Source organism: Burkholderia sp. KL41 (assembly GCF_057005415.2).
In genome coordinates, this window is the sequence record NZ_CM174446.1 from 2,334,386 (window position 1) to 2,357,406 (window position 23,021).

The window sequence follows — 23,021 nt, forward strand, 5'->3', positions numbered from 1 at the left end:
TCAGCGTCGGATAGATACTCCCCACTTTCGTCGAAGTAAATTTCCCCAGTTTTCATGAGTGCGGTGCGCGGCAGGGATGCCGCGCACCGCACTGACTGATCACCGACCATATCGCCCTTGAGATCCGTCCTGGGAGGTGTCGGTGGTCGAGCTGGGAGAAGTGATGACGATTCTGGAACTGCACCGGCAGGGGCTGAGTATCTCTGCCATCGCCGCTCGACTGAACATGGATCGCAAGACGATTCGCAAATACATCAAGGATGGCGTTCAGGCGCCGCGCTACGGCCCGCGTGCACCGCGACCGTGTGTAGTCGACCCCTTCGTCAGCTATGTGACCGAACGCGTACGCACGTTCCCGGAACTCAGTGTTGAGCGGCTGCTGCGCGAAGTCCGGGCGATGGGTTACAAGGGTGGTCGCACTGCGCTGGGCGACCTGGTACGGGAGGTTCGGCCGCCACGCCAGCGCGGCTTCGAAGTGCGCTTCGAGACCGCCGCCGGCCATCAGGCGCAGGTTGACTTCGCACACTTCAACGTTGAATTCGACGACGCACCGGGCCAGCGACGCTCGATCTGGCTGTTCTCGATCGTCCTCGGACATAGCCGGTACCTGTGGGGCCGATTCGTTGAGCATCAGGACCTGCAGACGGTGCTGCGCTGTCACATGGAAGCGTTCGAACATCTGGGCGGAGTGCCGCGCGAGATTCTCTACGACCGGATGAAGACCGCTGTGCTGGGCGAGGTCGAGAAGCACATCGTCTACAACGCGAAGCTGGTCGCGTTCGCGCAGCACTACAGCTTTACTCCACGGGCTTGCAAGGCTTATCGCGCCAAGACCAAAGGCAAGGTCGAGCGCCCCTACCGGTACATCCGGCAGGACTTCTTCCTGGCTCGCCGCTTCCAGAACCTCGGCGACATGAACCGTCAGTTGCGCGAATGGCTCGACACGGTTGCCAATGTCCGCCTGCATGGCACCACGCATCGTGTCGTCACCCAGCACTTCAGCGAGGAGCGGCCCGCATTGCAGGCCTTACCCGCTGGAACGTTTAACGGTGTGATCCGGCTTGAGCGGCGCGTCAGTCACGAAGGGCTCGTATCCGTCGGCGGCAACTACTACAGCGTGCCGGACCGTACCCGCAGGCGCACGCTCGACATTCACAGCCTGGCTCACGAGATCCGCATTTACGAGGACGGGGAGCTGCTGGCCGTTCATCCAGTGCTCGAAGGCCGTCGACGAACATCGCTGCTGCCGGGGCACCGACGTTCACACGACCGTCAGAAGCAGGCTACACAGCATGCCGCTCCACTGCCAGCGACGCCGGTTGTGCGTCGCCCGCTGGCGTTTTATGACCAGGTGGCCAAACGCCTGGCCGGTGCCGGGAGGCCTGCATGAACAGCATGCCATCATCGACACTCGAACGGATTCGCCGATACCTGGTTGGCCTGCGCATGCCGCGAGCGCTCGAAGCGCTGGACGCCACCATGAAGCGTTTCGAGCAGGGCGACAGCTCCATGATGGAGGTGCTCGAAACCTTGTTGGGCGAGGAGTTCACGACACGTGAAACCCGGCGCATCAAGATGGCACTGCAAACTGCGCGGCTCGGTACGATCAAGACGTTGGCTGGCTACGACTTCAGTTTCCAGCCCAGCCTGGACCGTGATCGCATCATGGCGCTCGCGCAGCTCGAGTTCATTGAGCGGCGGCAAACAGTTCACTTCCTCGGCCCGCCTGGAACCGGGAAGTCCCATCTATGCGTCGCGCTCGGCGTCGAAGCCGTGCGAGCTGGCAAGAGCGTCTACTTCGGCACGCTTGCCGAAATTGTTGCCTCGATGGCCAAGGCCGAGCGCGAGGGCAATCTCACGCAACGTGTGCGATTCCTTGCACGCAACAGCCTGTTGATCGTTGACGAAATCGGGTACCTCCCGATCGGCTCGAACGGCGGCAACCTGTTCTTCCAGCTCGTCAATGCCTGCTATGAGCGATGCGCCATCATCCTGACTTCGAACCGCAGCTTCGGCGAATGGGGCGAAGTGTTCGGCGATAGCGTGGTCGCAGCGGCGCTGCTTGACCGTCTGCTACATCACGCCATTGTGGTGCAAATCGAGGGGTCGTCGTATCGCCTGCGTGAGCACGCCGATCTGCTGCCTGACCATCTGCGCAACCGCACATCCTCGCTGACCCCCGTGCCCGTTGAACCCGCTCGCCGGCGACCGGGCCGCCCCCGTAGGAGTTCACCTGATCACGATGGCGGCTGATCACCGTTCGCACAGGGTGGGGATTTTTACTTCGACACTTCTGGGGAAATTACGCCCGACGTTGACAGTCGCGAACTGCACGATGTCCGGGCCCTCGGTCGTGACTTCCTTCTCTTCCTTTTCCCAGCTCCACTCGCCCTCGTCCGCGGCGATGTCTTCGACCTCCCCGCCGAGCTCATGGTCTTCGAGGATTGGCGGCTTCTTGATCAGCTCCGTGATCCGGCGCTGCGTGCGCGACCAGTCGACGTAGAGATTCCACTGCCCCGTCACGTCGCCCGCGATCAGGTCGGCACGCACGACGTCCTTGATCGCAGCCGATCGGATGTAATGCTCGAGCAAGCTGATCTGCGCGAACGGAATGTTGCCGTCCGGACCGGTCGCGCCGACGTGCTTGTGATTGACGGGGAAGAGTTGCGCGATCGTGCGCTTCACGCGCGCATTGACCGCGTTGCGCACAGCGGGGATGTAGCACTGGGAGTTGCCGGAATACTGCTGATTCTCATCCGGCTGGGCGTTGTAGATGGACCAATACTCCTCGCAGCGGTCCATCTGCTCCTGCTTGTTCTGGTAGCACTTCGCGATCTTCGGGTACAGCTTGGCCGCTTCGATGTAGGCATCCGAATCGGGCTGGCCGGCCCAGTTCTCGACTGCTTCGCCAGTCTTCTCAGCATCGAGAGCCCGCGCGTCAAGTGTTTCGACTGCGGGCTTGTCGTCCTGCTTCTTCGGATTCTTCGGGCGGGCCATAGAAGGATCAGCCGATCACCTTGCCGCGTAGCTTGCGCTCCAGCGTCGTGCCGGTGCCGCGATCACGTGGCGTGCGCTTCGGGCGATCGTCGACGTTCGGCTTTTTCGACGTCTTTTCGGCAAAGAAGTCGCCAACCGGACGCGACTCGGAGCGCGTGCCCTGGAATTCGCGGCGCTTTTTCACGATCACAGACCCGGCTTCGACATCTTTTCGCGCATCGGGCCACCCGACATACGCTCGCCGACCTTCTCAGCCTTGCCGTACGCGCCGCCTTGCTGCTTGCCCTTGTAGAAATCCGACGGGCGCTGCGAGGGCGCCTTGGGCGTGATTTTTCGATCGACTGCCATTTTCATCTCCGCGGCAAAGTGGTCAGATAGCTCACACCCTGCGGGTTCACGCCCATGTTCACGCCTTCCGGCAGGACGTCCGCTTGCTGCGAGCAGATCACGTACACGGCCGCTTCAAGTCCCTCGATGAGGGTACGGTGCGGACCAGTCTCGGGGAGCGTATTCCGGTTTCCCGCGCGATCGACTGGATAGTTGTAGCCGCCGGCCATCGCATTGAGCGTATGCTTCGCGCCTTGCTGGTCGACCTGAAACAGTCGTCGCGCCTTGGCCTCGGTGCGTATAAGCGGAGAGAGAGAACCTCGCGAGACATTCGCGTACGAGCCGCGCATCGGGTACAGATTCGCTGCGCGAAGCGCAGATACGATCGGCATGCGATCGGCCTGGTCGAGCACATCGGCCGGCAGCCATGCCGTCACGCGCGCGCGCGGGAACGCGGCGCGCACAAGCTGCGTTATATCGGGCACTGCCTCCTTCGGCGGTACCGGCGAAATCCAGTCCGCGACGACGACAATGCGCTGCCCCTCGATGCAGATCAGCGCCGCAGTCGTCTCAGTGCCGTTGGAGTTGAACGCGAGGGCAAGCGGGTGCTGCTGACTCGGCTCATACTCGGCGACGAGGTTCCACTGCCCGAAGTCCTCGTACACTGGCGAACCGGAGAAGACGCGCTGAAAGTATGCGAGCGCGTTGAGGATGTCACGCTTGCCGCTGGGAAAATTCAGGACCTCCGCGACAAGCTTCGGGTGCGCCCCCTGTCCACCGACCAGCACGATATCGCCGGCCTCGAAGAACGGCTGCATGCCCATGATGAACTGCACCTTGTCTCGATCCTGCGGTGCAGTGAGCGGACGCAGTGCCAGCGTCACGCCGCGGCGAAGCATCTCCGCCCGCATCGGCTGCAGCAACCATTCATCGAGCGAGTTTTTCTCGATCGCGACTGCCGCGTCGCCGTACCGCGCGGACGTCTTGAAGGCATCGTCGATCACCTCGTCGGGCTTCCAGAACTCGCCCGACGAAGCATGAACGTAGATTTTCGTGCCGAGGCGGCTCACCACCACTCGCCCGGTCCGGTCGCTCTTCTTCACGTCCGTGGTCCGTGCCGGGTCGGTGATCACCACCTTTGGCAGCCACGGCGCCGGGTCCACTGGACACTCGCGGATATGATCCCCTTCGAACGGCTTGTCCTGGCTACCGATCGCCATGAGCATGTATTCCTGCATGAAGCCGCGCAGTTGCCCCGCCCGCTCCATTTCGTCACGCTTGCGGCGAATCCAGTCCATCGGATAGCGCTCCGGCCACATCGCTTCCGCGGCGGGATCGTCGATGTCTCCCTTGCAGATCGGATAGCGGCGACTCGTCCAGTCCGGGTTGTCGCGCAGCCGGGTGATCATGCAGTCCTCGGCCAGCGGCGTTCCGGTGACCCGAATCTTGCCCTTGACCTTGTCCATCGCCGGGATCAGTTCGAGGTAGAGCTTGCGCATCGACGCGTCGACCGCCGCCTTGTCCTTCACCCGCTCCTTGTTCTCGATGTCGTCGAGGTACGCGCGGTCCGGACGGATGTCGCGCCACTTGAAGCCGCGGAATTCTTCCTCCCAGCCGTGTGCCTCAAGCAGCACGCCGTTCGAAAGCTCCATCTGATGCTCGTTCCAGACGCGCCCAGACTCCTTAAGACGGCCGAAGAGCCCCTGAAGCTTCATGTTGCGGGTGGCTTCGAACTTGATCGCCTCGAGACGCTGGCAAGCCTTCGTGTAAGTCTCGCCGATGACCAGGCAGTACCCGAAGTTGCCGAAGCACGCCTCGATCAACAGGTGCTCTTCCGAAAGCGTCGACTTCGCCCCCTCCCGGAATGCCTCGATCAACACCCATTCGTCAGCACATCGCCAGAGGTCCATGACCTCGACGTGGAACGCCGGCGACGCCTGCGGATGTCGATGCGGGAACAACATCGCCGAACCTAGCGCACGATCGCCCGAGATCGCGGTTAGCAACGCTCCACTGGTTAGGGCCATGAGATTCCTCCTCGCGGAGGATCATCAATGTTTTTCCCTTGCGCAAATTGGAGAGAGGGTCGGCAAAATTTCGTCACCCCCGTCCGTGGGGCCCAGGGTGGCCCCAGAGTTATGATTTTGAAAGATACAGATGAGAATAGATCTCATTACCTAGTGATAACGCCCCGTTTCGCCCGATAGCGCCCATTATGTCAAGTTTGGATGCACCGCACAAACTCAATAAAATCAATGAGTTGCGAAATTTCGTGAGTCGAGCGATGCGGCGATCACGACGAATGCGGTGCAGCATGAAAGCTTTTGAATATTGTTGAAAGCAAATCGAATGGATGTGGCGGGTCCGGAAACAGGTGTTTTGGAGGCACGCAGGACACCCTCTTGCGCCACCTTTCCCCTCTTCCCTCATCCCGCACTGAGCCTTTCCACGCGCGTACGTGCGCGCACGCGAGGGATTGTCTGAGCTCACACTCCGCTCATTTGAAACCTGATACCGTCTTGAATGGCGATCAGAAGGTCGCCGACCCACACGGAGGCCACAAAAATGAATGCAGAGTACGAGAAGCTGAAGGCTCAGGTCGAGGCGCTGCAATCGGCGATTCTGGTCCTTGGCAAGGAGAATCCAGGGATTCAGCAGAAGCTAAGAACCCTCTTCAATCGCGAATACAACGAGGCAAAGCGGCAGGCTGAGCGGGAGGATAAAATTGACTTGAGCAAGGTTCCTCTGTATCCCCGCGAACCGCGAAACCGAGAGGCTGAGCAGGCGAAGGTCGAGGTGTACCTGCATCTGGCGAGAGTGCTAGGTGCCGAGATCTAACCCTAGTCTTCCCTGATCAAGTCTTGGGGGGTAACGCCGTTAAGATGGGTAGAGACAGGAGGATCACATGCTCTACGCCATCTTGACGCCAGGGGACGAAGTACCGCTCGGATACTTCGATTCGGCCGATACACCGACACTCGAGGAACTGGCCGATCACCTTTCCGAGGCGTTCGGCTTCGTCGATCGTGATGCGTGGATGGATGCCTACGGTGTCGAACAAATCGGCTTTGCGCCGGTTCACTGAGTATCAGCAGGTCGGATCATTTCTTGAGTTTGTGCTTTTTCTCCGGCTTCTTTCCGAGCGTTGGGATCGATTGCACCAAGACACCCTCAGGAAGATATCCTTGAACGAAATCCAAGGCGTCTTGCTCGCTCAAGTCAATTTCGAACACAAGGATGTATTCGCCGGCTCCAGTCTTGGACAAGCGGATAAAGCCCGAAATGCCCTGAAGGATCTTGACGACGGTGGCTTCGTTTTCCTCGGTGATTCCTTTTACGACGAATGTGTAGACGGTCATAGTTGGTCTCCATTGGGTTTAGCAAGAGCCAACAGTATTCTATCGCGCAGTTTTAATCGTGCGATTATTCGAACGATCCCTACGACAGCCCGTGGACCGATGGAACGGGCGCAACCTCCCACCCGCTTTTTTTGAAGCGTTGCTAGGTCGCGGCGGGTATATCCGGCTTGGTCGACCTGCTGCGCCTTGGTGCGTTCAGCCATTCCGGTCGGTCCTGGCGGTGCGTCTCCGCCATTCAGCCACGTTTATCGAGCTGGCGCGACACCAGTTGTTCGGGCCTGGGCTAATGGGCCCCCGTCGGCGGTTTCTTCTGAGTCGCGCTGCCTATTTGCGACGTCCGCTTCGTTGGCGATCTGGCATACGCGGCATACCCACTTCTTCCCTTTCGCTTCACGCAGCAGTTCGACGATGTTCAATCGCCAGAGGCGCTTGCATTGCGGGCAGATGGAGGATTCAAGGCGCATCCAGAAAAGAATGCCCGGACCTGCCGGGCAAATCACCGTAGTGAAGGAGACGCGACCACGTTAAAGCTGTTTCCCGCGTTGAACGATTCCACACATGATCCGGTGCAACTCGGTCCCGGTCAGTTCTTCGCGAACCCCGTTCTTGTCGGGCAGCGGTTTCTCGGTTCTCGCGTAGACGAGGATCAACCCGCGCCTTAAGCCCTTCGACCCACTCGACTTGGCGTAAGGGATCCTGTTGACGATGTACGTGTACCCCTCGTAATTCAGCGCCGTCAGGTATTTCGAGATCGTCCCGCGGGGCACTCCGATTTGCAAACCCAGACTCGCTTGGGTCAGCATCCCCTGCTGCTCGAGCAACTCACAGATGCGATGACCGACGAGGTCCGGATTGGACAGGTTGCGCAGCGAGATCACGGTGTTGCTCCAATCGTCACGCGTATTTTGAAGCCGACTGCCGAATTTTTCACTCCTATCTCCCAGTAAAACCCCGATCTCTTTAATAAGCACTACTTATCTCTCTAACACCACATCCCTACGTTCATCTCTGCTGGTGAACAGACCTCGCCTATCCTGGGAGGCCTTCACATGTCATCTCCGCCGGAGCCACATGACCCGACAGCCTTTCGATCTAGGGTGCTGTCTTCGCCGCCCTTATCCGTGTTTCAGACCTATCCCCCAGTACGGATTCTTCCCGCGCCGCTGGTGTTCGCTTGTGCCCGCCCAGCGCGGTGCTTCACTGCCAATCAGACGACCAGTCTGGCCTCCTTCATGATCTGCATGCGAACCTTTGCAGGCCCGCGATCGCCCCATTCCTGAAGCGCGTCAGCCCAATCAGTACCCGTGATGTCTTCCGGGTATGCCAAACCACATCCAATCATCTCGGCGGCCTTTCGGCCGTTCTCTACGCCCTTGTTAATGCCTTTATCTCGCTGCGTCTCCCAGTCGTTATCTGCGCAAACAACAGCCATTCCGTGAACTTTGGCTTCCTGCGCCACGACGAGCAGGTTCTGGGCGTCGAAGCAGACGATGACGGAGGCATTGGTAACCGCCTGGAAAACAGCGAGGCCCGTCGCAAAACCTTCGACGAAGCACGTGACTACACTGCCTGGGCGACGCATGACGAAAGAGGCACCCCGAGTCGAGCATCCCTTCCGATAGAGCTTTTCACCGTCTATGGAGATGTTCTGGAGGCTAACCAGCCCGCCGTCGCGATACATGGGGATAACAAGGTCATCGCCTTCGAGACGAAGGCCCTTGCAACCCCGCAAAGACAGTCCTTTGCGTTCGATATAGGCGTGCCAATCGGTCAAGATTGGAAGAGATGCCCAGTGCTCACGCATCTGCGTTACGGCACGGGCGCGCGCTTGTGCTTCCTGCTGCCGAAGACGCTTGATGCGCTCATCCGTGGAACGCTGATCAGCAAGACTCACCGGCCTGTCGGACCGCCACTCGCAAAAACCGTCATCGGTGGCAAAGTTTTTGTAATAGCCGCGCTGCCCATCCGCCCATAGCAGATAGGCGCCGTTCCTTTTCCGGGGCTTGTCGACGGTTGGGCATCGATACCATTTACCGTCGGCGACGATGCGACGTGGCATGAGTCCGTGCGCAACGAGTGCCCGCTCGAAGCTCATGCCGCCCTCCGTTGCTCGGCACGCTTGCGTGCGAAGCGGGCCTTATCCATGTTTCGCAGCTTCCGGTAGATCTCGGGAGATGGCTCCTTGGAATCCGTCCGGAAAAAATCCGCTCGTGGCATGTGCCCGACCAGAGCGGCATACATGGCATATGCCTTTTTCTTCGCCCATTCCGGCGGCGCATCGTCCTTGTAGAAACTGCGCGCGTACGAGCAGATCTGAGGCCAGACGTCCGTGATGAGACGACGGTCGTTACCGCCCTTAATCAATTCCTCGAGCGTTCCATCGACATGCTCAACCGTCGAACGCTTCGGATATTCGTGACCGCAGTTCGGACAGAACGGGGCAACCCGGTGAAGCGCCGCACAATGCGGGCACTTCATCATCACGTCTTCGGGCCTGGTCTTCGGCTTTTCCTTCTTCGGTTTCTTCTTTCCGTCGTCGAGTTCCATCGCGCCGGTCGAGAAGAACTCATTCATCTCGTCCCAGAAGCGTTCGCAATTCCCGGAATGGTCGAGGATGATGCATTCTGTCTTGCCCGTCTCGGGGCTGAGGCGTAAGCCACGGCCCATTAACTGGATATGGTCGGCAAGTGACTTGCGCAGGGGGCGAGCCATGATGACGACGCCAACGTCCGGAACGTCAAACCCCTTGGTAGCCTTTGAAACCGTGATCAGGCCGCGAATGAACGAGTCCGTCTTGCGAAACTCGGCGACGATCTCGTCGCACTCCTCCTCGGATTCTTTGCTCGTGTAGACGGCGCATTGAATGCCGGCAGCCATGAACTGCCGATGCAGTTCCCGCGCGTGGTCGACCGTGATCGCGCTACAGATGAACTTGAGGCCATTGCCATGTTTCAAATACTCGGCGACGCAATCTCCCACGACCTGAAGCGCTCGTTTCGTGGCCTCTTTCTGCTCCCACTCGCCACCGTTCACCTTAACGCCCGTCATATCAGGCTGAGACGGTGAGAAAATGCGGTAGGGGACCAAGGCGCCCTGCTCGATCAGTTCATTGGTCGTCGCGACGTTGACCAGCGCGTCATAGGTCTTGCCAAGGCCCTTCGAGAATGGTGTTGCTGTCAATCCAAGACCACGAACGTCCTTCTTGCCAAGACGATTGATCGTGATCTCGTGCAACGTATGGCACTCGTCGACGACGATCAGGCTCGGCATGGGATCTTCCGGCCAACCGCGACGCATGAGCGTCTGGACCGAACAGATCTGGGCGCGTTCGTAGGGGCGATACCGCCAGTGCTTCTGCTTGATCACGCCATGGGCGATGCCGAAGCAATCGAACGTGTCGCTCGTCTGCTGGACAAGGTTTTCCCGGTCGACGACAAAATGCGAGAATTTCCCTCGATTGCTCGTCAGATGCACGACACACGCGGCGATCCGAGTCTTGCCGGCCGCGGTCGGAGCACAGAGCAAGACGTTCCGGGCACCATTTCGGTAAGCCTCGCGCACACGCATTACGGCGTCGATCTGATACGGGCGCAGGCCAAAATGTTCGAATGCCGCCTGCTCTTCTGGCGTGACGGGCGTCATTGACCAGTCTCCGCGAGCGCGCGCACACGCGAGACGATGTCACGGTCGTGCTGGACACCCAGAATGGTCCGCAGTTCGGCGAATTTGCTCCCGAACCAGCGGAGGGACTTCTCGCGAACCTGCGTGCCCTGCGCCGCCTCCGACAGTTTGTTTTCGGCGTTGATCAGTCGCTGGGTAAGCTTCTGTATCTCCGCACCTCGATCGCTCGCACGCAGCGAATCGTTTTCGAGGCGCAACGCTTCGTTATCGCGCTCGAGACGACTCACGTATGCATCAAGTTCAACCTGATCGTCGCCATCGGAAAGATCGTCGGACGCATTATTGGTCTGGGGTTGCGCGCCGCCGCGATCGCCGGCTCCGATCGGAGTGGCTGGATCGGGACTACGGCCGAGATTGCGCGTCTTCATCACGGCTTCTGTGCCGTGCTTCGTGGTGTATTTGCGAGGCTTGTCGCCTTCAACGGACGAATGAAGGGATTCGGCCGCCGCGCCCTCGGCTACATGACTCTTGATGCTCTCAGCGAACGAACTCGCTGCCTTTTCACCTGCAACGTTGCAGGTGAGGGCTAAACGGACCTTGCCAACAAACGTATGCGACACCTTGCACGTGCGCGCGATCTCGCTGTCGCTCCAATCCGTCCACTCTAGATCTTCCAGCATCAGCCCGACAGCCCGGCGCTTGTCCTCGTTCGTGCGACGAAGCCCATGAACGGCATTCGCACCGAGCGCGTAGAGCTGAGCGTCGCGCCGTGAGCCTTCGTACACCTCTGCCGGAATCTCATCGATCCGGGCAGCGACATACGCCTCATACCGATGCCAGCCGTCGGCAAGGTAGTAGTACACCCCATCGAAGAACGTGACGACGCGCGGGAACGACGCGCCGCCTTGCAGCGCTTCCTTGTATTCCTCGACGGTCGACACGTTGATTCCGGCCCGCGTCTGGAGCGAGATCTCGCGGCGAATTTCCGCCTGCTTCAAAAGCTTAGACTTGGGCTTCTGCTGCATTTGTAAGGCGCTCGCGGGAAAAGTTTGTCAGCGGATGGTTCGGGAATTCGCGCACTACGCGCTCATCGACAGCGCGATTGAAATATCCGCGGGCTACTGACTTATGCGCCACCGGATAGCCGGCGCGGGACCATTCAAGCTCGAATTGACTGTCCCGATAGATCGTCAGGCCCTGCAGTCCATTGACATGCAGACCGATGAGATTTGCGTGCGATCGGAAATGGCGCTGGATTTCACCCACTGCGGAAACGTCGATCTGGTCTCGTTTCATCAATGCGCCTCCAGATCCAGCGAACGGATCAAGAATCCAGTCGCCGAAAACGACAGGAAGCCCCGATCGTATTCGGCCATGATCAACTGCTTGACTGCGGTTCTCATGCTTCCCATCTCCAACCATATTTGCTTAGTTGTACGAATTCACAAACAAAAAACCCCGCGCTTCTGGGGAGTGCCGATGGTCAGTCGGATCGGGTTGCCGGAGAGGATCGGCTCGCCTCACTCCCCACAAACGCGGGGTGCCTCTCGTTCATCGACGACCAATCGATGGATATAAGCTAACTCAGTTTCCCGGCAACTTCTGGCGGCCCTGCCCTTTTTAAGCGCTCCGATAGGCTGATTTCCACGGCTTCGGCGCCCGCTTTATGTGTTACCGAAGCCTTGGAAGTAGTCGAACAGTCGTTGCTGTCGGCGATCTCGGCAATGTCGCGGACGTTGTCGACCACGTGCTTGGTGATCTCTTTCAACTTCTCGAACTCGCGGTCGGACGGCATGTTCTCGAACAGTCCGAGGGTCGGCTTGTTGATGTTCTCGACGACTTTCGGCAACCAGCAATGCCTGGACAGTTCGCTCTTTCTGATATTGGGGACGATTCGAAATCACGCGACCTCCCGGTGTTCCTGAGACGTTGCGGTATAGCCAAGCGGATCAGCGATCCAGCGGTGCACCTCGGCGTTGCTGTAGCAGGAGTGGGTGCGGCTCATACGGATGGGCTGGGGTGCCTTGCCAGCGAGCCCCAGCTTCCGCCAGGACTCGCGGCACATCGGAATAAAGGGCGCGATCTGTGCCCATTTGGAGAGGCCGACCCGGGGGAGGATCGGCTCGATCGGCTTGCCGGAATCGGCTGGCGCTGTTGTCTTCTTCACTTTCGCTCACCTGGACTGACGACAACCTCAATCTAGGCAGCGGGAAATTTCCGTGCAACAGATCTTGGTCGTCGGTGGTTCAACTTGGTGAGCTAATGATGGCCGTCGCGGACTAATCTCGGTAGGTCGTTAGCCAGCCGAGGTCGCTCGTTAGCTTGCCGACGTACCCCGCTTGCTAGCAGACGGGGTAGGCTTCCATCCGCCATCCTTCAAGTATGAAGTTATGGTTTTCTCAGCCTGAGACTCGCTCATCGTGATGCCCAGCGTCTTGGCAAACCCGAGGACTTCCTTACTTATCGAAAGCGCAGCGTTCCTTAAACTTGGATACGGACGCTTGCTAGCCAGGTCAACTGCAAATTTTCTAATCGGGACCCATTGAGCGTCTTGTGCAGCTTTGCCCTCCCGTGCACTTCTACTCTTCAGTTCGGCAGCCACTCGCAGACTGAGATCGGCAATGCGCCTTGAGAGTTCATCCCCGTCCTCAACCAGTCTTTGCAACTCTTCAGCCGGAAGCACGTCGAGTCGATCAAGCGACGACTCTAGATGACTCAGCTTTCGCGCGTAGATTGACGCAGCTTGCAAAAACATCTCTCGATACTTTTCGGAAATGATTTCGCTCGCGTGGCCGCTCACTTTGCTCGCTCCTACGCGTAGGTTCTCCGTGCATCGTTTGGCGGCATCAGAAAAGGCATCGAATGCGACCCTCACTTCCGAATCTTCTCGGATCAACCACGCTAAAACGTTGGGCACCAAATCCCATCGTTTTTGCGTCGTAATTGCCGCAAACTTCCTCTCGTCTATGACGTGAGCAGGCAACCCTTTCTTTTCTACTATGAGAACGAAAGCAGCAAATGCGTCCGCACGAAGGACTAGGGAATCCCGAAGCTCAATCCGTTGCTGCCGTGCCCGCTCCTTTTCGAACTTTTTCCTCGCCTCTATTTTTTCGGCTTCAGCGAGTGTCACTTGCGCAGGGTCCAAGTCGTAAAACATAGGAGCTTTTTTTTGTGGATCGGGTCTATCAGCAGGACTATCAATCGAAACAAATCTTATCGGCCTCATTGCATTCACCTGCGCCGGGTCATTCGTATCGACTTTCTGCTTTCTGGTTCCACGGCCGGCAGAACGCCGGATCTTGGCATCTTCAGCCAGTTGCCGAGCGTGGTCCCGCCTAGCGGCAAGGACTGCGTCGGTTGCCTCGTCCAGAGTCATGCCTCGCTCTTTGGCAAGCTTTTTCGCCTCATCCTTAAGAGAAGGCTGCTGATAATGTTTTCGTTCTGCCCGAATCCGGTACGTATGCTCTCTCCGGCTCGGCTTATTCGATTCATTCGCCATTGCGTCCTCACGCACCCCATATTGGGAACCACGCCAACAGGGTAAGGGAGCCCTGCTTTCGCCCCATTTGGCTGGGCGCGGTTGTAACTCTCAAAGCAGCATCGTCTATCGAAATCGTCTTGACGTCGAAATTCCAACTATTCGATTTTCCGCGCCTGTGTCGACCTGCCGCCGCGGCGGGCCCGAGGTTCCGGAACGAGCCCCGGAACGAGCGCCTTGAAAGCCTGGAATTTCTGATCTTCCGTTGCAACCTGTAGAGCAGTCCAGAACTTACTGAATGCTGCCCTTCCCGCTCGTGAATCTCGATGAAGCATTTTGCGCAGCTCCTCGGTCCTACGCATGATCTGATGGTCGAAAGGACTCCAATTCCGTCGCAATATACCCAAGCGCCAGTTATCGCAGCTTAGGAAGTCACGACGCGGGCCTTTCGCTCCTTCAGGACGATCTCGCCTCAACCAGAACTCATTGTCACCTGCGGACCATCTTACGACGTCAAAACCCTTCGGCCACTCGGTAGTTGCCGGAACCATACCTTCGGCCTCAATCTGCGCACGCGTACCTATATATGACGCACCACCTAAGAGCGGATCAAGAAGAATAGTCAGTCCGCCGATGTCGATCTGCCGTGCGACCGAACTTACCTCCGGCGAGGGTGCGTCATCGGGACGCTCGATTTCGCGCTTAGCCATGTCGCACCTCCACACGCAACTTTTCGATCATGCTCATGGCCGCTTTGAAAAGCGTATCAATGGCAAGCAGCGTGTTGTCGACAAGTTCGTGATCAACGGACGGAGGCTGAATCTCGCGGGTGATCGTCCTGTAGTCAGACAACTTTACGACTCGGGCTCCGTTAGACGACTGGAACGACCTCGTTGCGTTAGCCATGACGAACCTCCGTGCTTTCTACACCGAATGCGGCACGATCCGCCAGACGATCGATTTCAATCATCATCAGCGATGAGAGAGCGTTGACTGCGTCGAGCAGACCGCCGACAACCGTGTCGTTCAGCGGAGCTTGATCGCAGTCCTCTGCAACGCCGTTGGCAATGAGAATTTGTGAGATCGTATTGATGCCGTACAGGCCACGGTAAACGTGATTCAGCGTACGGCAGGCAGAATCGACATGCAGCCCATCCCGGCTGATGCGATCAAATGTGCGATTGAGAAAGTTTTCTTCGTCTGCCGGCGTTGCGGCTTCGGGATGGAGAGGCATGATGGCTCCTGTAGATTTGGAGCCCGCGTCCCATCGCCAAATGGGGTGGGCGGGCACGTAACAGGGTTGGCGAACCGGCCTACAGGAAACCGGCAGACCCGAAGGTCTCCCTATCACGGCCCACCCGTAACAGTATGGACGTGATGATACAACGGACGAAAAAATACCGCCTGGGGCGGCGGTCGTCCGCCTGTAGAGCTCGGGTCGCCAAACCCGGCGCTTGTTGTCTCAAGCGCACTTGTAGACTATGTCCGTCACGAAACGTCGTCAAGCGGAAATTTGTAAACTCGCACGATGATGCGACCATATGGACAATCGACAGGAGATGCTGATGGCTAGCAAAGAAGGTCGCGCCGGCGATCGTCTCGATGAAACCAATTTTCCTGAACTTCCATCCGGTCTCTGAAGCGATGTCACTGTGAAATGAACACGGTCTTCATACTCATGGCCCAGTACGGCGCCACTGCGATCGTTCCGCTCGAAATGGTACGGAGAGACTACTTTCCTCACATCTCACGCGAAATATTCGTTAGGAAGGTCAACCACGGAGAAATCAAGCTTCCTGTGATACGCATGGACCGTTCCCAGAAGACCACCCTCGGCGTCTATATCATGGATCTCGCTATCTACATCGACCAGCAACGCGCCGCCGCTGTCAAGGAATTTGAGGCGTTTCATGGACGGCGCTGGCCGGAGGACTAGCCAGCATCTGCCGGACAGTCAGATTTTCAGCGAATCAATCAGTTCTTGACGCGTATCTTCTCGCGCCTTCATCAGATCCATGTTCTTACTAAAATTTTGAGGAAGAAGGCCGTTCGCCGACAATTCAGCCTCGTGCTCTTCTTGAAATGCCCACCATTTATTATGTGCATCCAGAAACGCTTCGAGTTTTTGAAAGACCGGCGGATTGATATCCTTGATCATGTCAAATAGCTCGAATGCCATGTAGAATTCGTAATCAGGAATTTTGATATCGCGAGCGACTTTCACAATCACCTGCGACTGTTGCCAAGCAACGTTTTCTCGGGTCATCATCAGCATACTCGTTCCTCGAAGATTCACTGAATGAAGGTTGATTAATAAAATTTCTTAAGCGTGTTACAGATCGACGATAGCGCGGATGGCGTACTGGTCTACATGCTTAGCAAAGCATAGACTCAATCTCTTCTAGCAAGACTCCATCGGGGTAGTGCTTGGCGACATATGCCCGCTTGATAGCCTCCAACTTCGTTACGCCCTGCTGTTCGGGACCTCCTTCGAAGTGAGCAATGTGGAATCCTCCCGGCACTCTCGGTGCCTTGGTTTCCCATGCTCCTTGATCCCGTAGCGTCTTCACTAGATCCTGCTCAGACGGGTCAAAAACTACCGATCCGATATAGCAATCGCCATGATTCACGCCAATGTCTGTATAGCCCAAAATTCGAACGTTGGAAAATCCCCTGATACGGGCAACCATCGCATTAAGCACGCCGTCATACAAATCAATCACTTGCACAATTTTCATATTTTATGGGTCTCCATTGAAAGGAAAGTTATCGTAGCACGCGGCCAGACTATTTGATCTTCTCCGCCACCTTCGGACTTGAGGCCGGTTCAGCTTCCATTTCCTCTGCGAGATAAAGCTGCAGCATCGCACGTGCCGCCTCGACGTTCGACGTCGTCAGCCACTCCTCCCAGTCGTCCGGCCGCAGGATCACGACGGCTCGCTTCTCGTCCTCGGGCTTGTGCATGCGGGAGAAGATCGGGTGCCCCTCGCCGTTCACCGTGATCATCGACATCACGTGGTGCTCGGTGCCGTCCGAGCCTGTCAAAGTGCGCCAGATACCGGCGACACACATCGTCCGCCAGTTGGTCAGGCCGATCCGATGCCACACGTTCTTGCCTGTCTCGTAGCACGGCTCATAGATCCAGTCAGCGGGGATCAGGCAGCGACGGCCGGCGCGCCATGCCGGACCGTATAGGGGAGATTTTCCGAGGTTGTCGTCGCGCACGTTCATCGTGCTGCGCATGATCGGCGGCTTGCGCCCCTGCTCCTTCGCCTTCTCGATGTTGGCCTTCTGGAGCGCCCGCGGCCAGAAGCCGAACCCGGCGGCCAATGGTCTGAGCTTTCCGTCGACGTTCGCGACGATCGGTGCGATGTAGTCCTGGTAGATCTCCGGCTTCCACGGGAAGTCTCGATACAGGTCACTGAACGGCTCGATCCTCAGTTCGCGGATCTCGTAGTCTTCGTGCGGCGCTCGGTAGTTTGTACACATCGCCCGTCCCCGTTTTTCTGATCTTGACCGCTATAGCTTATCTCGAAATATACTGTGTTTTTATACAGTGGCGTAGACGTGATCAAGCCGCAGTGGGCATACATCTGGGAGTACGGGTTTCAGGGCGACAAGAACCGCCTGAGGACCCCGATCGAGCTCACGAAACGTGAATTTGAGCACTGGATCGACGAGGACCCGCGGTCGACGTTCCTCGGCACCTGCACGCCGATCGAGGCAACCAGGATCGATCGCAATCGGGTCCCGCTCACGGATCCGCGGTTCAAGCTCCGGCCGGCAATCCCGGAATTTGACGCGCCGACTGACGCCGAGCTTCGCTCGTTGTGGCGCGAGTACACCGACCTTCAAGTGCGCTGGCTCATTCTCGAGATCCGAGCCCTTCGCAAGTCTCTCGAGCGCATCGAGGAGTGGTATCAATACACAGACAAAAACGTCGCCAACAAGGGCGATCTCGCCGGCGCGCAGGGGCAGTTGTATCGACTGATGCACCTGCTACGCGAGGAGATGAGGCGCGCGGGGATGCGGTAGTGCGTGACTGACGGTCAATGCTCGACGAACTGGCGCCACCGCGGATACTGCTCGAAGAATCGTTCGTCGACAATCGCCAGGTACAAGGTCGGCGACGACTCATTTGTCGTCTGCATCTGAGTGCCTACCGCCAGTTTGGGATCGACGCCGCTGGTGGCCGACCAGGCAGATAGGTCGTCGTTGAAGTCGAAAACGTCTTTTCGAGGGATACGCAGCTTGATGGCAGGCATTGCACGCTCCGAGTCACGCGATTCGTCATCATCGCGCAGGCCGCCGGATGTGAAAAGCCCCACTCAGGGCGGGCGTTGGTGAGACATTCCTGGCTTCGGGTTGCTGTCTCAACATAGATGCGACAGGGCTAGGACGGCTCTCGCCGTGGACAGTCGAACTATAGCGATTCGAGCATCTGCATCGCCTTAGGGTGCTTCTCGATCACAAAATCCGGCTTGCCACCAGTTAGGACAGTCAGCCACCCGGGCTAACCGCCAACCAAGCCGACGATCCAGTGGCCAAATGTCTTCCACCCAACAAACGCCGTAATTGCCGCCGACGATGCCGCAACGACGGTGCCTAGCGCTCCCCCTGTCCACAACACCTTGTTGACCCGCTCTTTTAGAGCCGAAACCTTGCCCTCGACGTCCTTGGTTCGGTCAAGAATTGCTCGCTCAACCTTGTCGAGTTGGACTGTTGCCCTCTTTTCTACATCTTGCGTCGCCGTCGACACGCGCGCTTCGGCGGTCGAGATATGCGTCGACAACCGCGCCTCCGATTCCTTGACGTGAGCGGAGAGTGCGGTTTGAATGGTGCCGATTTGCGAAATCAACCGCCCCTCTGACTCTTTGACCGCGGCGGCAAGAATAGCTTGCGCGGACTTCAGTTCGCCAATGGCGCCCTGAATGTTCGAAAGTTGGTTATAGATCGCGAAAACATAGTCCCCCGGCGCACCGCCAAGGTGGCTGGGCGTAACTGCCTGGTCAGGCGCCTGAGCAACCACATCATTTTTGGGGTCGCCTGTTCCCGTAGCTTTTGAGGTTCCCAATTTTTATTTCGCGCTCAGTTTTTGGCTGACCCACTCCCACACCGACTTTGGCGCACGGCCATGATAGGCCCCAACGGCAAGAATGATTCCTTGTCCCGTTGCACCCTCATTGATGCCCAAGCGCTCACCCAGTTCGACGGTCGTACCATCGAACTTGATGAAGAACTTGTCAGGAGCGACCTCGTGCAAATCCGTCGACTGGTCCTTGGTAGCCTCCTTGGCCGCCGCAAGAATCTTGTCCGGATTCGTCAACGCTGTTACGTAGTAAAGAGGCATTCGAAGTTGAAATTTTGGTTCAGTACGTCGATGAATGTTCCGCCGAATAGTATCACTGTGTACCCGGGAAGCACCGGAATCGCAACACCCTGCGATCAACTGTCACCGATTCGGTTTCCAAGGTAGTCACCCCACCACTGCATCATCTTCCGGCGCTCCGGCAGGTACTCGGCGTGGTTGTAGGCCGCCCGAACGCCGTCGCGCTCGCTGTGAGCCAGTTGGCGCTCGATCCAGTCCCGGTTGAAATTGTGCTCGTTCAGGATGGTCGACGCGAGGCCGCGGAAGCCGTGCCCCGTCATCCGTGAGTGGTAGCCCATTCGGTACAGGGCGTACAGGATCGTGTTCTCGCTCATCGGCTTCTTTGAGCTCGAACGACTGGGGAACACGAACTGGCTTTGGCCGTTCAGTTCGCGCAGCTTCGCGATCACCTCGAGCGCCTGCTTTGACAGCGGCACGATATGCGGCGAGCGCATCTTCATCTTTTCGGCCGGGATGCGCCACTCCTTCTTCTTCTCGTCGATCTCGGTCCACTCGGCGAAGCGCAGCTCGCTCGTACGAACGAACGTCAGCGCCATGAACTGCAGCGCCAGGCGCGTCTGAAAGTCGCCGTCGTACGCGCTGATTTTCTGCATGAGCTCCGGCAGCTCGGCCTCGCTCACGCGCTTCATGTGCACGACAGTACGGGTCTTCAGCGCGCCGCGGAGATCTGGCGCTGGGTCGCGCTCTGCTCGACCGGTGGCGATCGCGTATCGGAAGATCTGGCTCGTTGCCCGAATCGACTTGTGGGCGAGCTCGATCGCATCACGCGCCTCAATCTTCCGGATGACCTCGAGCAATTCCGGAGCCGAAATTTCGGCGATCGGGCGGGCACCAAGCACCGGGAACAATTCCCGCTCAAGCAACTTCTTGATCCGAACCGCGTGTCGCTCGCTCCACGCCCCTTTCCTCTGCTCATGCCACTCTCGCGCGATTGGCTCAAACGAGTTCGTACGATCGAGGCTGCGTTGCAATTTCACACGCCTTTTTTCGTGTGAGGGATCGAGGCCGGCGCGCAACTGGTCTTTAATCTCGTCACGGGCCTTCCTGGCAGCCAATAAGGTCACGGCTGGATAGACCCCGAGGGCCATCCGCTTCTCCTTGCCGTCGATGCGATACTTCAGCCGCCAGTATTTGGAGCCGGTCGGCATGACCTCAAGGTACATGCCCTGGCCGTCGGCCAGCTTGTAGGATTTTTCGCGGGGCTTGGCCGCACGAACAGCGACATCGGTAAGGGGCATTTGAGCGCGGGGGCATTTCAATGCCCCTGATCGGAAAAACTGCCCCCTACGATGCCCCCTGATTTCGTGGGTGTCAATGGGAAGGGATGGGCAACGCTGGTAGCAAAAAGCCCCGCAAGTCATTGACTAGCAGGGCTTTTTGGGCAACGATGGTTGTCGTTGGGAGAGTCTGTGGTGCGTGAGGCCGGACTCGAACCGGCACACCCTTGCGGGCGTCAGGACCTAAACCTGGTGCGTCTACCAATTTCGCCACTCACGCGCATTTTCCGTCGCCTGACTACGCGGCACGCAAGATGCGTTGCGGCGTGCCCGGGACATCGCGCCGGCCTCGAGCCGGCTCGCCCGATCAGGCGAGCGCGAGATTCTACCCGATCCGGGCGGCGTTGTCTCGCCCCGCCGGCACCCGTCGTGCGGCGGTGCTAGAATGCCGCGCTCGACGTTTCGGCACCGCGCCGCCGCGCGTCCCCCGAACCCGCCCCCACACGATTCCGCCCGTGAACTTCGACGACTACTGTCAGCAAAAGGCCGCCCCTGCGGGCTCCAGCGTCTACTACGCGCTGCGTCAGGCGCCGCTCGCCACGCAACCGCGCCTGACCGCGCTGTTCGCGCTTCGCCGCGAACTCGAGGAAACCGTCAAGGAAACCAGCGACCCGACCGTCGGACACACGAAGCTCGCGTGGTGGCACAAGGAACTCGCGGCGCTGGCCGACGGACAGCCGTCGCATCCGGTCACGAAGGCACTCGCGCAGCATCACCCTGCGATCGCCGCCGAAGCCGACGCGTTGCGCACGCTCGTCAACGGCTACGGGATGGATCTCGAACAGGCGCGCTACCTCGATTTCGCGAATCTGCAGCGCTACATCGCGCAGGTCGGCGGCACGTTCGCGTCGCTGGTCGCGCGCGCCAGTTCGGCGAACCCGGCCGATCCGCAGCCGTGGGCCGCGGACGCCGGCCGCGCGCTGATGCTCGCGCAGTTCGTGCAGGAACTCGGCAACGACGCGCGCCACGGCCGCATCTACCTGCCGATCGACGAACTGCAGCGCTACAACGTGACGGCGGCCGACCTGCTGAACCGCCGCTACAGCCCGGCGTTCACCGAGCTGCTGCAATTCCAGACGGCACGGGCGCGCGAAGCGCTTGCAGCCGCCGAAGCGGCGATCCCCGCATCCGGGCGCCGCGCACAGCGCACGCTGCGCGCGCAGATCGCACTGGCCGGCGCGCTGCTCGACGAAATCGAGCGCGACGACTACCAGGTGCTGCACCAGCGCATTGCGCTGACGCCGATCCGCAAGCTGTGGATCGCGTGGCGCGCCGCGCGCCGCCGCTGAACGTCACGACGCATCACGCCTTCAACAACGGCAGCGTGTCGAAGCGCTGCTGCAGCACGCGCGTCGCATCGAGCCCCCACCACGGCCCGAGCACGGTCGCATAAAGCTGGCGGAAATCGACCGCGACCGGCAGGTTGCCGTTGCCGTCGAGCCGCCCGAGCGCCGGCGGTGCGCCGTACAGCCCGCCGGCCACGCGACCGCCCATCACGAAATGCGGCGCGGCCGTGCCGTGATCGGTGCCGTTGCTCTGGTTCTCCCGCACGCGCCGCCCGAATTCCGCATACGTCATCACGAGCGTCTGGTTCCAGCGCCCGAGTTCGATCAATGCGCCGCGCATCGCGCTCATCCCTTCCGCGAACTGCTTGAGCAGCGCGGCCTGCTGCCCCGGCTGGTTCTGGTGCGTGTCGAAGCCGTTGAGCGTCAGGCGCAGCACCGCGACACCATCCTGCGCGCCGGGCCCGGACGCTTCGCACGCGGCCAGCACCTGCATCGCGGTCTTCACCGACGTGCCGAACGCGCCGGCCGGAAACGCCGTCCGGAATTCGCGCATCCCGCCGCGCGGGCGCAGCCGGTCGGCGGCCTTCACGATGTCGTTCTCGACGTCGATGATGTGTGCGAGCGCGGGGTTCTGCTCGCGCAGCGACGACGGCTCGGCGAGGCGGGCCGCACGGATGAACTGCGCGGGATTGACGAGCGCGATCGCGCGCGCGCCGTTCGCGAGCGGCCCCATCTCGGCGCTGCCGAGCACGACGCCGTCCGCCGCGAACCCGGGCGGCACCGGCGCCTGCGCGAACGTTCGCGTGAGCCAGCCTTCGTGCAGGTACTGGTCGGAGCGTGACGCGGTATCCCAGATCTCGATCGAGCGGAAATGCGACAGGTTCGGCTGCGGATAACCGACGCCCTGCACGACCGCGACCTGCCCGTCGCGCCACAGCGGCATCAACGGCGCGAGCGACGGATGCAGCCCCGTGTGCGCGTCGAGTTGCAGCACCTGCTCGCGCTTGATGCCGATGCTGCGCCGGAACTGGTAATACAGCGGATCGGCATACGGCACCACCGTGTTGAGGCCATCGTTGCCGCCCTTCAGCTCGACGAGGATCAGCACGTTCGCATACCCTGCAGCCGGCTGCCGTCCGGTCGCAGCCGTCGCGGGCGCCTGCCACAGCGACACGCCGGCTGCGGCCGCGGCGCCCGTCAGCGTCAGAAAATCACGTCGGTTCATCGCGCATCCTTTGGTTCGCCGCCCGGCACCTTTGCCGCACCGGCTCCCCGCTTCATCGTCGT

At 59.4% G+C, this 23,021-nt stretch carries 30 protein-coding genes and 1 tRNA gene; 7 read left to right on the forward strand and 24 right to left on the reverse strand.

The features are described from left to right. Nucleotides 1-163 precede the first annotated feature (163 nt). Nucleotides 164-1,390 (forward strand): IS21 family transposase, encoded by a 1,227-nt coding sequence (gene istA / locus PQB87_RS10900; RefSeq protein ID WP_248557994.1) that lies wholly within the window; start codon nucleotides 164-166, stop codon nucleotides 1,388-1,390. Continuing rightward, nucleotides 1,387-2,253, forward strand: coding sequence for an IS21-like element helper ATPase IstB (istB, locus tag PQB87_RS10905; protein ID WP_489241748.1), 867 nt, complete (start codon nucleotides 1,387-1,389; stop codon nucleotides 2,251-2,253). Before istA ends, istB begins: the two co-directional genes overlap by 4 nt. Here the strand turns inward: istB and PQB87_RS10910 are convergent, their stop codons facing one another. Genes PQB87_RS10910 through PQB87_RS10925 form a run of 4 tightly spaced genes read right to left on the reverse strand, consistent with a single transcriptional unit; the run spans nucleotide 2,254 to nucleotide 5,351 of the window. Then, nucleotides 2,254-2,997 (reverse strand): hypothetical protein, encoded by a 744-nt coding sequence (locus tag PQB87_RS10910; RefSeq protein ID WP_489241750.1) that lies wholly within the window; start codon nucleotides 2,995-2,997, stop codon nucleotides 2,254-2,256. Nucleotides 2,998-3,004: 7 nt separating this feature from the next. Further along, nucleotides 3,005-3,181 (reverse strand): hypothetical protein, encoded by a 177-nt coding sequence (locus PQB87_RS10915; protein ID WP_489241752.1) that lies wholly within the window; start codon nucleotides 3,179-3,181, stop codon nucleotides 3,005-3,007. A gap of 2 nt (nucleotides 3,182-3,183) precedes the next feature. Beyond that, on the reverse strand, nucleotides 3,184-3,345 hold the full coding sequence (locus PQB87_RS10920; RefSeq protein WP_155624950.1) for a hypothetical protein: 162 nt from the start codon (nucleotides 3,343-3,345) through the stop codon (nucleotides 3,184-3,186). Nucleotides 3,346-3,347: 2 nt separating this feature from the next. Next, entirely contained in the window at nucleotides 3,348-5,351 is a 2,004-nt protein-coding gene (locus tag PQB87_RS10925) for a hypothetical protein (protein ID WP_489241754.1), read from the reverse strand. A gap of 538 nt (nucleotides 5,352-5,889) precedes the next feature. Here PQB87_RS10925 and PQB87_RS10930 point away from each other — a divergent pair. Both PQB87_RS10930 and PQB87_RS10935 read left to right on the forward strand, forming a co-directional pair. After that, nucleotides 5,890-6,162: a hypothetical protein gene (locus tag PQB87_RS10930; protein WP_489241756.1), complete on the forward strand. Its 273-nt coding sequence runs from the start codon at nucleotides 5,890-5,892 to the stop codon at nucleotides 6,160-6,162. 67 nt (nucleotides 6,163-6,229) lie between these two features. Then, nucleotides 6,230-6,409, forward strand: a complete 180-nt coding sequence (locus PQB87_RS10935) for a beta-lactoglobulin I (RefSeq protein WP_489241758.1) — start codon at nucleotides 6,230-6,232, stop codon at nucleotides 6,407-6,409. A gap of 16 nt (nucleotides 6,410-6,425) precedes the next feature. On the opposite strand, the gene PQB87_RS10940 is transcribed toward PQB87_RS10935, so the two are convergent. The 11 genes from PQB87_RS10940 to PQB87_RS10990 all read right to left on the reverse strand — a co-directional run bounded on the left by PQB87_RS10940 (nucleotide 6,426) and on the right by PQB87_RS10990 (nucleotide 15,016). Beyond that, nucleotides 6,426-6,683 (reverse strand): hypothetical protein, encoded by a 258-nt coding sequence (locus PQB87_RS10940; protein WP_489241760.1) that lies wholly within the window; start codon nucleotides 6,681-6,683, stop codon nucleotides 6,426-6,428. A 524-nt stretch (nucleotides 6,684-7,207) separates the two neighbouring features. Beyond that, nucleotides 7,208-7,561: a hypothetical protein gene (locus tag PQB87_RS10945; protein WP_489241762.1), complete on the reverse strand. Its 354-nt coding sequence runs from the start codon at nucleotides 7,559-7,561 to the stop codon at nucleotides 7,208-7,210. Nucleotides 7,562-7,890: 329 nt separating this feature from the next. Then, nucleotides 7,891-8,778 (reverse strand): toprim domain-containing protein, encoded by an 888-nt coding sequence (locus PQB87_RS10950; protein ID WP_489241764.1) that lies wholly within the window; start codon nucleotides 8,776-8,778, stop codon nucleotides 7,891-7,893. Next, complete coding sequence (locus PQB87_RS10955; protein WP_489241766.1) at nucleotides 8,775-10,325, reverse strand: DEAD/DEAH box helicase; 1,551 nt, start codon at nucleotides 10,323-10,325, stop codon at nucleotides 8,775-8,777. Before PQB87_RS10955 ends, PQB87_RS10950 begins: the two co-directional genes overlap by 4 nt. Continuing rightward, nucleotides 10,322-11,329 carry a hypothetical protein gene (locus PQB87_RS10960; RefSeq protein WP_489241768.1) on the reverse strand — a complete coding sequence of 336 codons (1,008 nt, stop codon included), beginning with the start codon at nucleotides 11,327-11,329 and terminating at the stop codon, nucleotides 10,322-10,324. Before PQB87_RS10960 ends, PQB87_RS10955 begins: the two co-directional genes overlap by 4 nt. Further along, nucleotides 11,307-11,600, reverse strand: coding sequence for a hypothetical protein (locus PQB87_RS10965; protein WP_489241770.1), 294 nt, complete (start codon nucleotides 11,598-11,600; stop codon nucleotides 11,307-11,309). Before PQB87_RS10965 ends, PQB87_RS10960 begins: the two co-directional genes overlap by 23 nt. 283 nt (nucleotides 11,601-11,883) lie before the next feature. Then, nucleotides 11,884-12,153: a hypothetical protein gene (locus PQB87_RS10970; RefSeq protein WP_489241772.1), complete on the reverse strand. Its 270-nt coding sequence runs from the start codon at nucleotides 12,151-12,153 to the stop codon at nucleotides 11,884-11,886. A gap of 51 nt (nucleotides 12,154-12,204) precedes the next feature. Then, a complete protein-coding gene (locus tag PQB87_RS10975; RefSeq protein ID WP_489241774.1) occupies nucleotides 12,205-12,471 on the reverse strand; it encodes a helix-turn-helix transcriptional regulator in 267 nt (88 codons plus the stop codon). A gap of 150 nt (nucleotides 12,472-12,621) precedes the next feature. After that, the gene (locus PQB87_RS10980; protein WP_489241776.1) at nucleotides 12,622-13,680 is read right to left on the reverse strand and encodes a hypothetical protein; all 1,059 of its coding nucleotides are present in this window, start codon (nucleotides 13,678-13,680) and stop codon (nucleotides 12,622-12,624) included. Nucleotides 13,681-14,484: 804 nt separating this feature from the next. After that, nucleotides 14,485-14,634: a hypothetical protein gene (locus PQB87_RS10985; RefSeq protein WP_489241778.1), complete on the reverse strand. Its 150-nt coding sequence runs from the start codon at nucleotides 14,632-14,634 to the stop codon at nucleotides 14,485-14,487. Nucleotides 14,635-14,680: 46 nt separating this feature from the next. Continuing rightward, the gene (locus tag PQB87_RS10990) at nucleotides 14,681-15,016 is read right to left on the reverse strand and encodes a hypothetical protein (protein ID WP_489241780.1); all 336 of its coding nucleotides are present in this window, start codon (nucleotides 15,014-15,016) and stop codon (nucleotides 14,681-14,683) included. 423 nt (nucleotides 15,017-15,439) lie between these two features. Here PQB87_RS10990 and PQB87_RS10995 point away from each other — a divergent pair, with 423 nt between their 5' ends. After that, nucleotides 15,440-15,718: a pyocin activator PrtN family protein gene (locus PQB87_RS10995; RefSeq protein ID WP_489241782.1), complete on the forward strand. Its 279-nt coding sequence runs from the start codon at nucleotides 15,440-15,442 to the stop codon at nucleotides 15,716-15,718. A gap of 18 nt (nucleotides 15,719-15,736) precedes the next feature. Here PQB87_RS10995 and PQB87_RS11000 read toward each other — a convergent pair whose 3' ends face one another. From PQB87_RS11000 to PQB87_RS11010, 3 genes are all read right to left on the reverse strand, one after another. Then, nucleotides 15,737-16,057 carry a hypothetical protein gene (locus PQB87_RS11000; RefSeq protein ID WP_489241784.1) on the reverse strand — a complete coding sequence of 107 codons (321 nt, stop codon included), beginning with the start codon at nucleotides 16,055-16,057 and terminating at the stop codon, nucleotides 15,737-15,739. Nucleotides 16,058-16,157: 100 nt separating this feature from the next. After that, on the reverse strand, nucleotides 16,158-16,520 hold the full coding sequence (locus PQB87_RS11005) for a hypothetical protein (RefSeq protein ID WP_489241786.1): 363 nt from the start codon (nucleotides 16,518-16,520) through the stop codon (nucleotides 16,158-16,160). A gap of 49 nt (nucleotides 16,521-16,569) precedes the next feature. Then, nucleotides 16,570-17,271 (reverse strand): SOS response-associated peptidase family protein, encoded by a 702-nt coding sequence (locus PQB87_RS11010; RefSeq protein WP_489241788.1) that lies wholly within the window; start codon nucleotides 17,269-17,271, stop codon nucleotides 16,570-16,572. Nucleotides 17,272-17,325: 54 nt separating this feature from the next. Here PQB87_RS11010 and PQB87_RS11015 point away from each other — a divergent pair, with 54 nt between their 5' ends. Further along, nucleotides 17,326-17,817 (forward strand): aldose epimerase family protein, encoded by a 492-nt coding sequence (locus tag PQB87_RS11015; RefSeq protein ID WP_489241790.1) that lies wholly within the window; start codon nucleotides 17,326-17,328, stop codon nucleotides 17,815-17,817. Between the two features lie 14 nt (nucleotides 17,818-17,831). On the opposite strand, the gene PQB87_RS11020 is transcribed toward PQB87_RS11015, so the two are convergent. The 5 genes from PQB87_RS11020 to PQB87_RS11040 form a co-directional block, all read right to left on the reverse strand. Next, the gene (locus PQB87_RS11020; protein WP_489241792.1) at nucleotides 17,832-18,047 is read right to left on the reverse strand and encodes a hypothetical protein; all 216 of its coding nucleotides are present in this window, start codon (nucleotides 18,045-18,047) and stop codon (nucleotides 17,832-17,834) included. Nucleotides 18,048-18,295: 248 nt separating this feature from the next. Beyond that, a complete protein-coding gene (locus tag PQB87_RS11025; RefSeq protein WP_489241794.1) occupies nucleotides 18,296-18,856 on the reverse strand; it encodes a hypothetical protein in 561 nt (186 codons plus the stop codon). Nucleotides 18,857-18,859: 3 nt separating this feature from the next. Then, nucleotides 18,860-19,108 carry a hypothetical protein gene (locus PQB87_RS11030; protein ID WP_489241796.1) on the reverse strand — a complete coding sequence of 83 codons (249 nt, stop codon included), beginning with the start codon at nucleotides 19,106-19,108 and terminating at the stop codon, nucleotides 18,860-18,862. 119 nt (nucleotides 19,109-19,227) lie between these two features. Beyond that, nucleotides 19,228-20,409 (reverse strand): tyrosine-type recombinase/integrase, encoded by a 1,182-nt coding sequence (locus PQB87_RS11035; protein ID WP_489241798.1) that lies wholly within the window; start codon nucleotides 20,407-20,409, stop codon nucleotides 19,228-19,230. Between the two features lie 172 nt (nucleotides 20,410-20,581). Next, nucleotides 20,582-20,668 (reverse strand) — tRNA-Leu (locus PQB87_RS11040). 235 nt (nucleotides 20,669-20,903) lie between these two features. On the opposite strand from PQB87_RS11040, the gene hpnD reads away from it, so the two are divergent. Then, complete coding sequence (gene hpnD, locus PQB87_RS11045; protein ID WP_059490014.1) at nucleotides 20,904-21,737, forward strand: presqualene diphosphate synthase HpnD; 834 nt, start codon at nucleotides 20,904-20,906, stop codon at nucleotides 21,735-21,737. Nucleotides 21,738-21,750: 13 nt separating this feature from the next. On the opposite strand, the gene PQB87_RS11050 is transcribed toward hpnD, so the two are convergent. Further along, nucleotides 21,751-22,959, reverse strand: a complete 1,209-nt coding sequence (locus PQB87_RS11050; protein ID WP_060068089.1) for a DUF1501 domain-containing protein — start codon at nucleotides 22,957-22,959, stop codon at nucleotides 21,751-21,753. Nucleotides 22,960-23,021 lie beyond the last annotated feature (62 nt).

What these genes read in the sequence shown, in the direction of transcription:
- istA (WP_248557994.1), top strand. Translation starts at nt 164, where the DNA reads ATGACGATTCTGGAACTGCACCGGCAGGGGCTGAGTATCTCTGCCATC.
- PQB87_RS10910 (WP_489241750.1), bottom strand. Translation starts at nt 2,997, where the DNA reads ATGGCCCGCCCGAAGAATCCGAAGAAGCAGGACGACAAGCCCGCAGTC.
- PQB87_RS11000 (WP_489241784.1), bottom strand. Translation starts at nt 16,057, where the DNA reads ATGCTGATGATGACCCGAGAAAACGTTGCTTGGCAACAGTCGCAGGTG.
- PQB87_RS10965 (WP_489241770.1), bottom strand. Translation starts at nt 11,600, where the DNA reads ATGAAACGAGACCAGATCGACGTTTCCGCAGTGGGTGAAATCCAGCGC.
- PQB87_RS10920 (WP_155624950.1), bottom strand. Translation starts at nt 3,345, where the DNA reads ATGGCAGTCGATCGAAAAATCACGCCCAAGGCGCCCTCGCAGCGCCCG.
- PQB87_RS11020 (WP_489241792.1), bottom strand. Translation starts at nt 18,047, where the DNA reads ATGCCTGCCATCAAGCTGCGTATCCCTCGAAAAGACGTTTTCGACTTC.
- PQB87_RS10995 (WP_489241782.1), top strand. Translation starts at nt 15,440, where the DNA reads ATGAACACGGTCTTCATACTCATGGCCCAGTACGGCGCCACTGCGATC.
- PQB87_RS10930 (WP_489241756.1), top strand. Translation starts at nt 5,890, where the DNA reads ATGAATGCAGAGTACGAGAAGCTGAAGGCTCAGGTCGAGGCGCTGCAA.
- PQB87_RS10940 (WP_489241760.1), bottom strand. Translation starts at nt 6,683, where the DNA reads ATGACCGTCTACACATTCGTCGTAAAAGGAATCACCGAGGAAAACGAA.
- PQB87_RS11005 (WP_489241786.1), bottom strand. Translation starts at nt 16,520, where the DNA reads ATGAAAATTGTGCAAGTGATTGATTTGTATGACGGCGTGCTTAATGCG.
- istB (WP_489241748.1), top strand. Translation starts at nt 1,387, where the DNA reads ATGAACAGCATGCCATCATCGACACTCGAACGGATTCGCCGATACCTG.
- PQB87_RS10950 (WP_489241764.1), bottom strand. Translation starts at nt 8,778, where the DNA reads ATGAGCTTCGAGCGGGCACTCGTTGCGCACGGACTCATGCCACGTCGC.
- PQB87_RS11050 (WP_060068089.1), bottom strand. Translation starts at nt 22,959, where the DNA reads ATGAACCGACGTGATTTTCTGACGCTGACGGGCGCCGCGGCCGCAGCC.
- PQB87_RS10960 (WP_489241768.1), bottom strand. Translation starts at nt 11,329, where the DNA reads ATGCAGCAGAAGCCCAAGTCTAAGCTTTTGAAGCAGGCGGAAATTCGC.
- PQB87_RS10990 (WP_489241780.1), bottom strand. Translation starts at nt 15,016, where the DNA reads ATGCCTCTCCATCCCGAAGCCGCAACGCCGGCAGACGAAGAAAACTTT.
- PQB87_RS10980 (WP_489241776.1), bottom strand. Translation starts at nt 13,680, where the DNA reads ATGACTCTGGACGAGGCAACCGACGCAGTCCTTGCCGCTAGGCGGGAC.
- PQB87_RS11010 (WP_489241788.1), bottom strand. Translation starts at nt 17,271, where the DNA reads ATGTGTACAAACTACCGAGCGCCGCACGAAGACTACGAGATCCGCGAA.
- PQB87_RS10935 (WP_489241758.1), top strand. Translation starts at nt 6,230, where the DNA reads ATGCTCTACGCCATCTTGACGCCAGGGGACGAAGTACCGCTCGGATAC.
- PQB87_RS11035 (WP_489241798.1), bottom strand. Translation starts at nt 20,409, where the DNA reads ATGCCCCTTACCGATGTCGCTGTTCGTGCGGCCAAGCCCCGCGAAAAA.
- PQB87_RS10925 (WP_489241754.1), bottom strand. Translation starts at nt 5,351, where the DNA reads ATGGCCCTAACCAGTGGAGCGTTGCTAACCGCGATCTCGGGCGATCGT.
- PQB87_RS10955 (WP_489241766.1), bottom strand. Translation starts at nt 10,325, where the DNA reads ATGACGCCCGTCACGCCAGAAGAGCAGGCGGCATTCGAACATTTTGGC.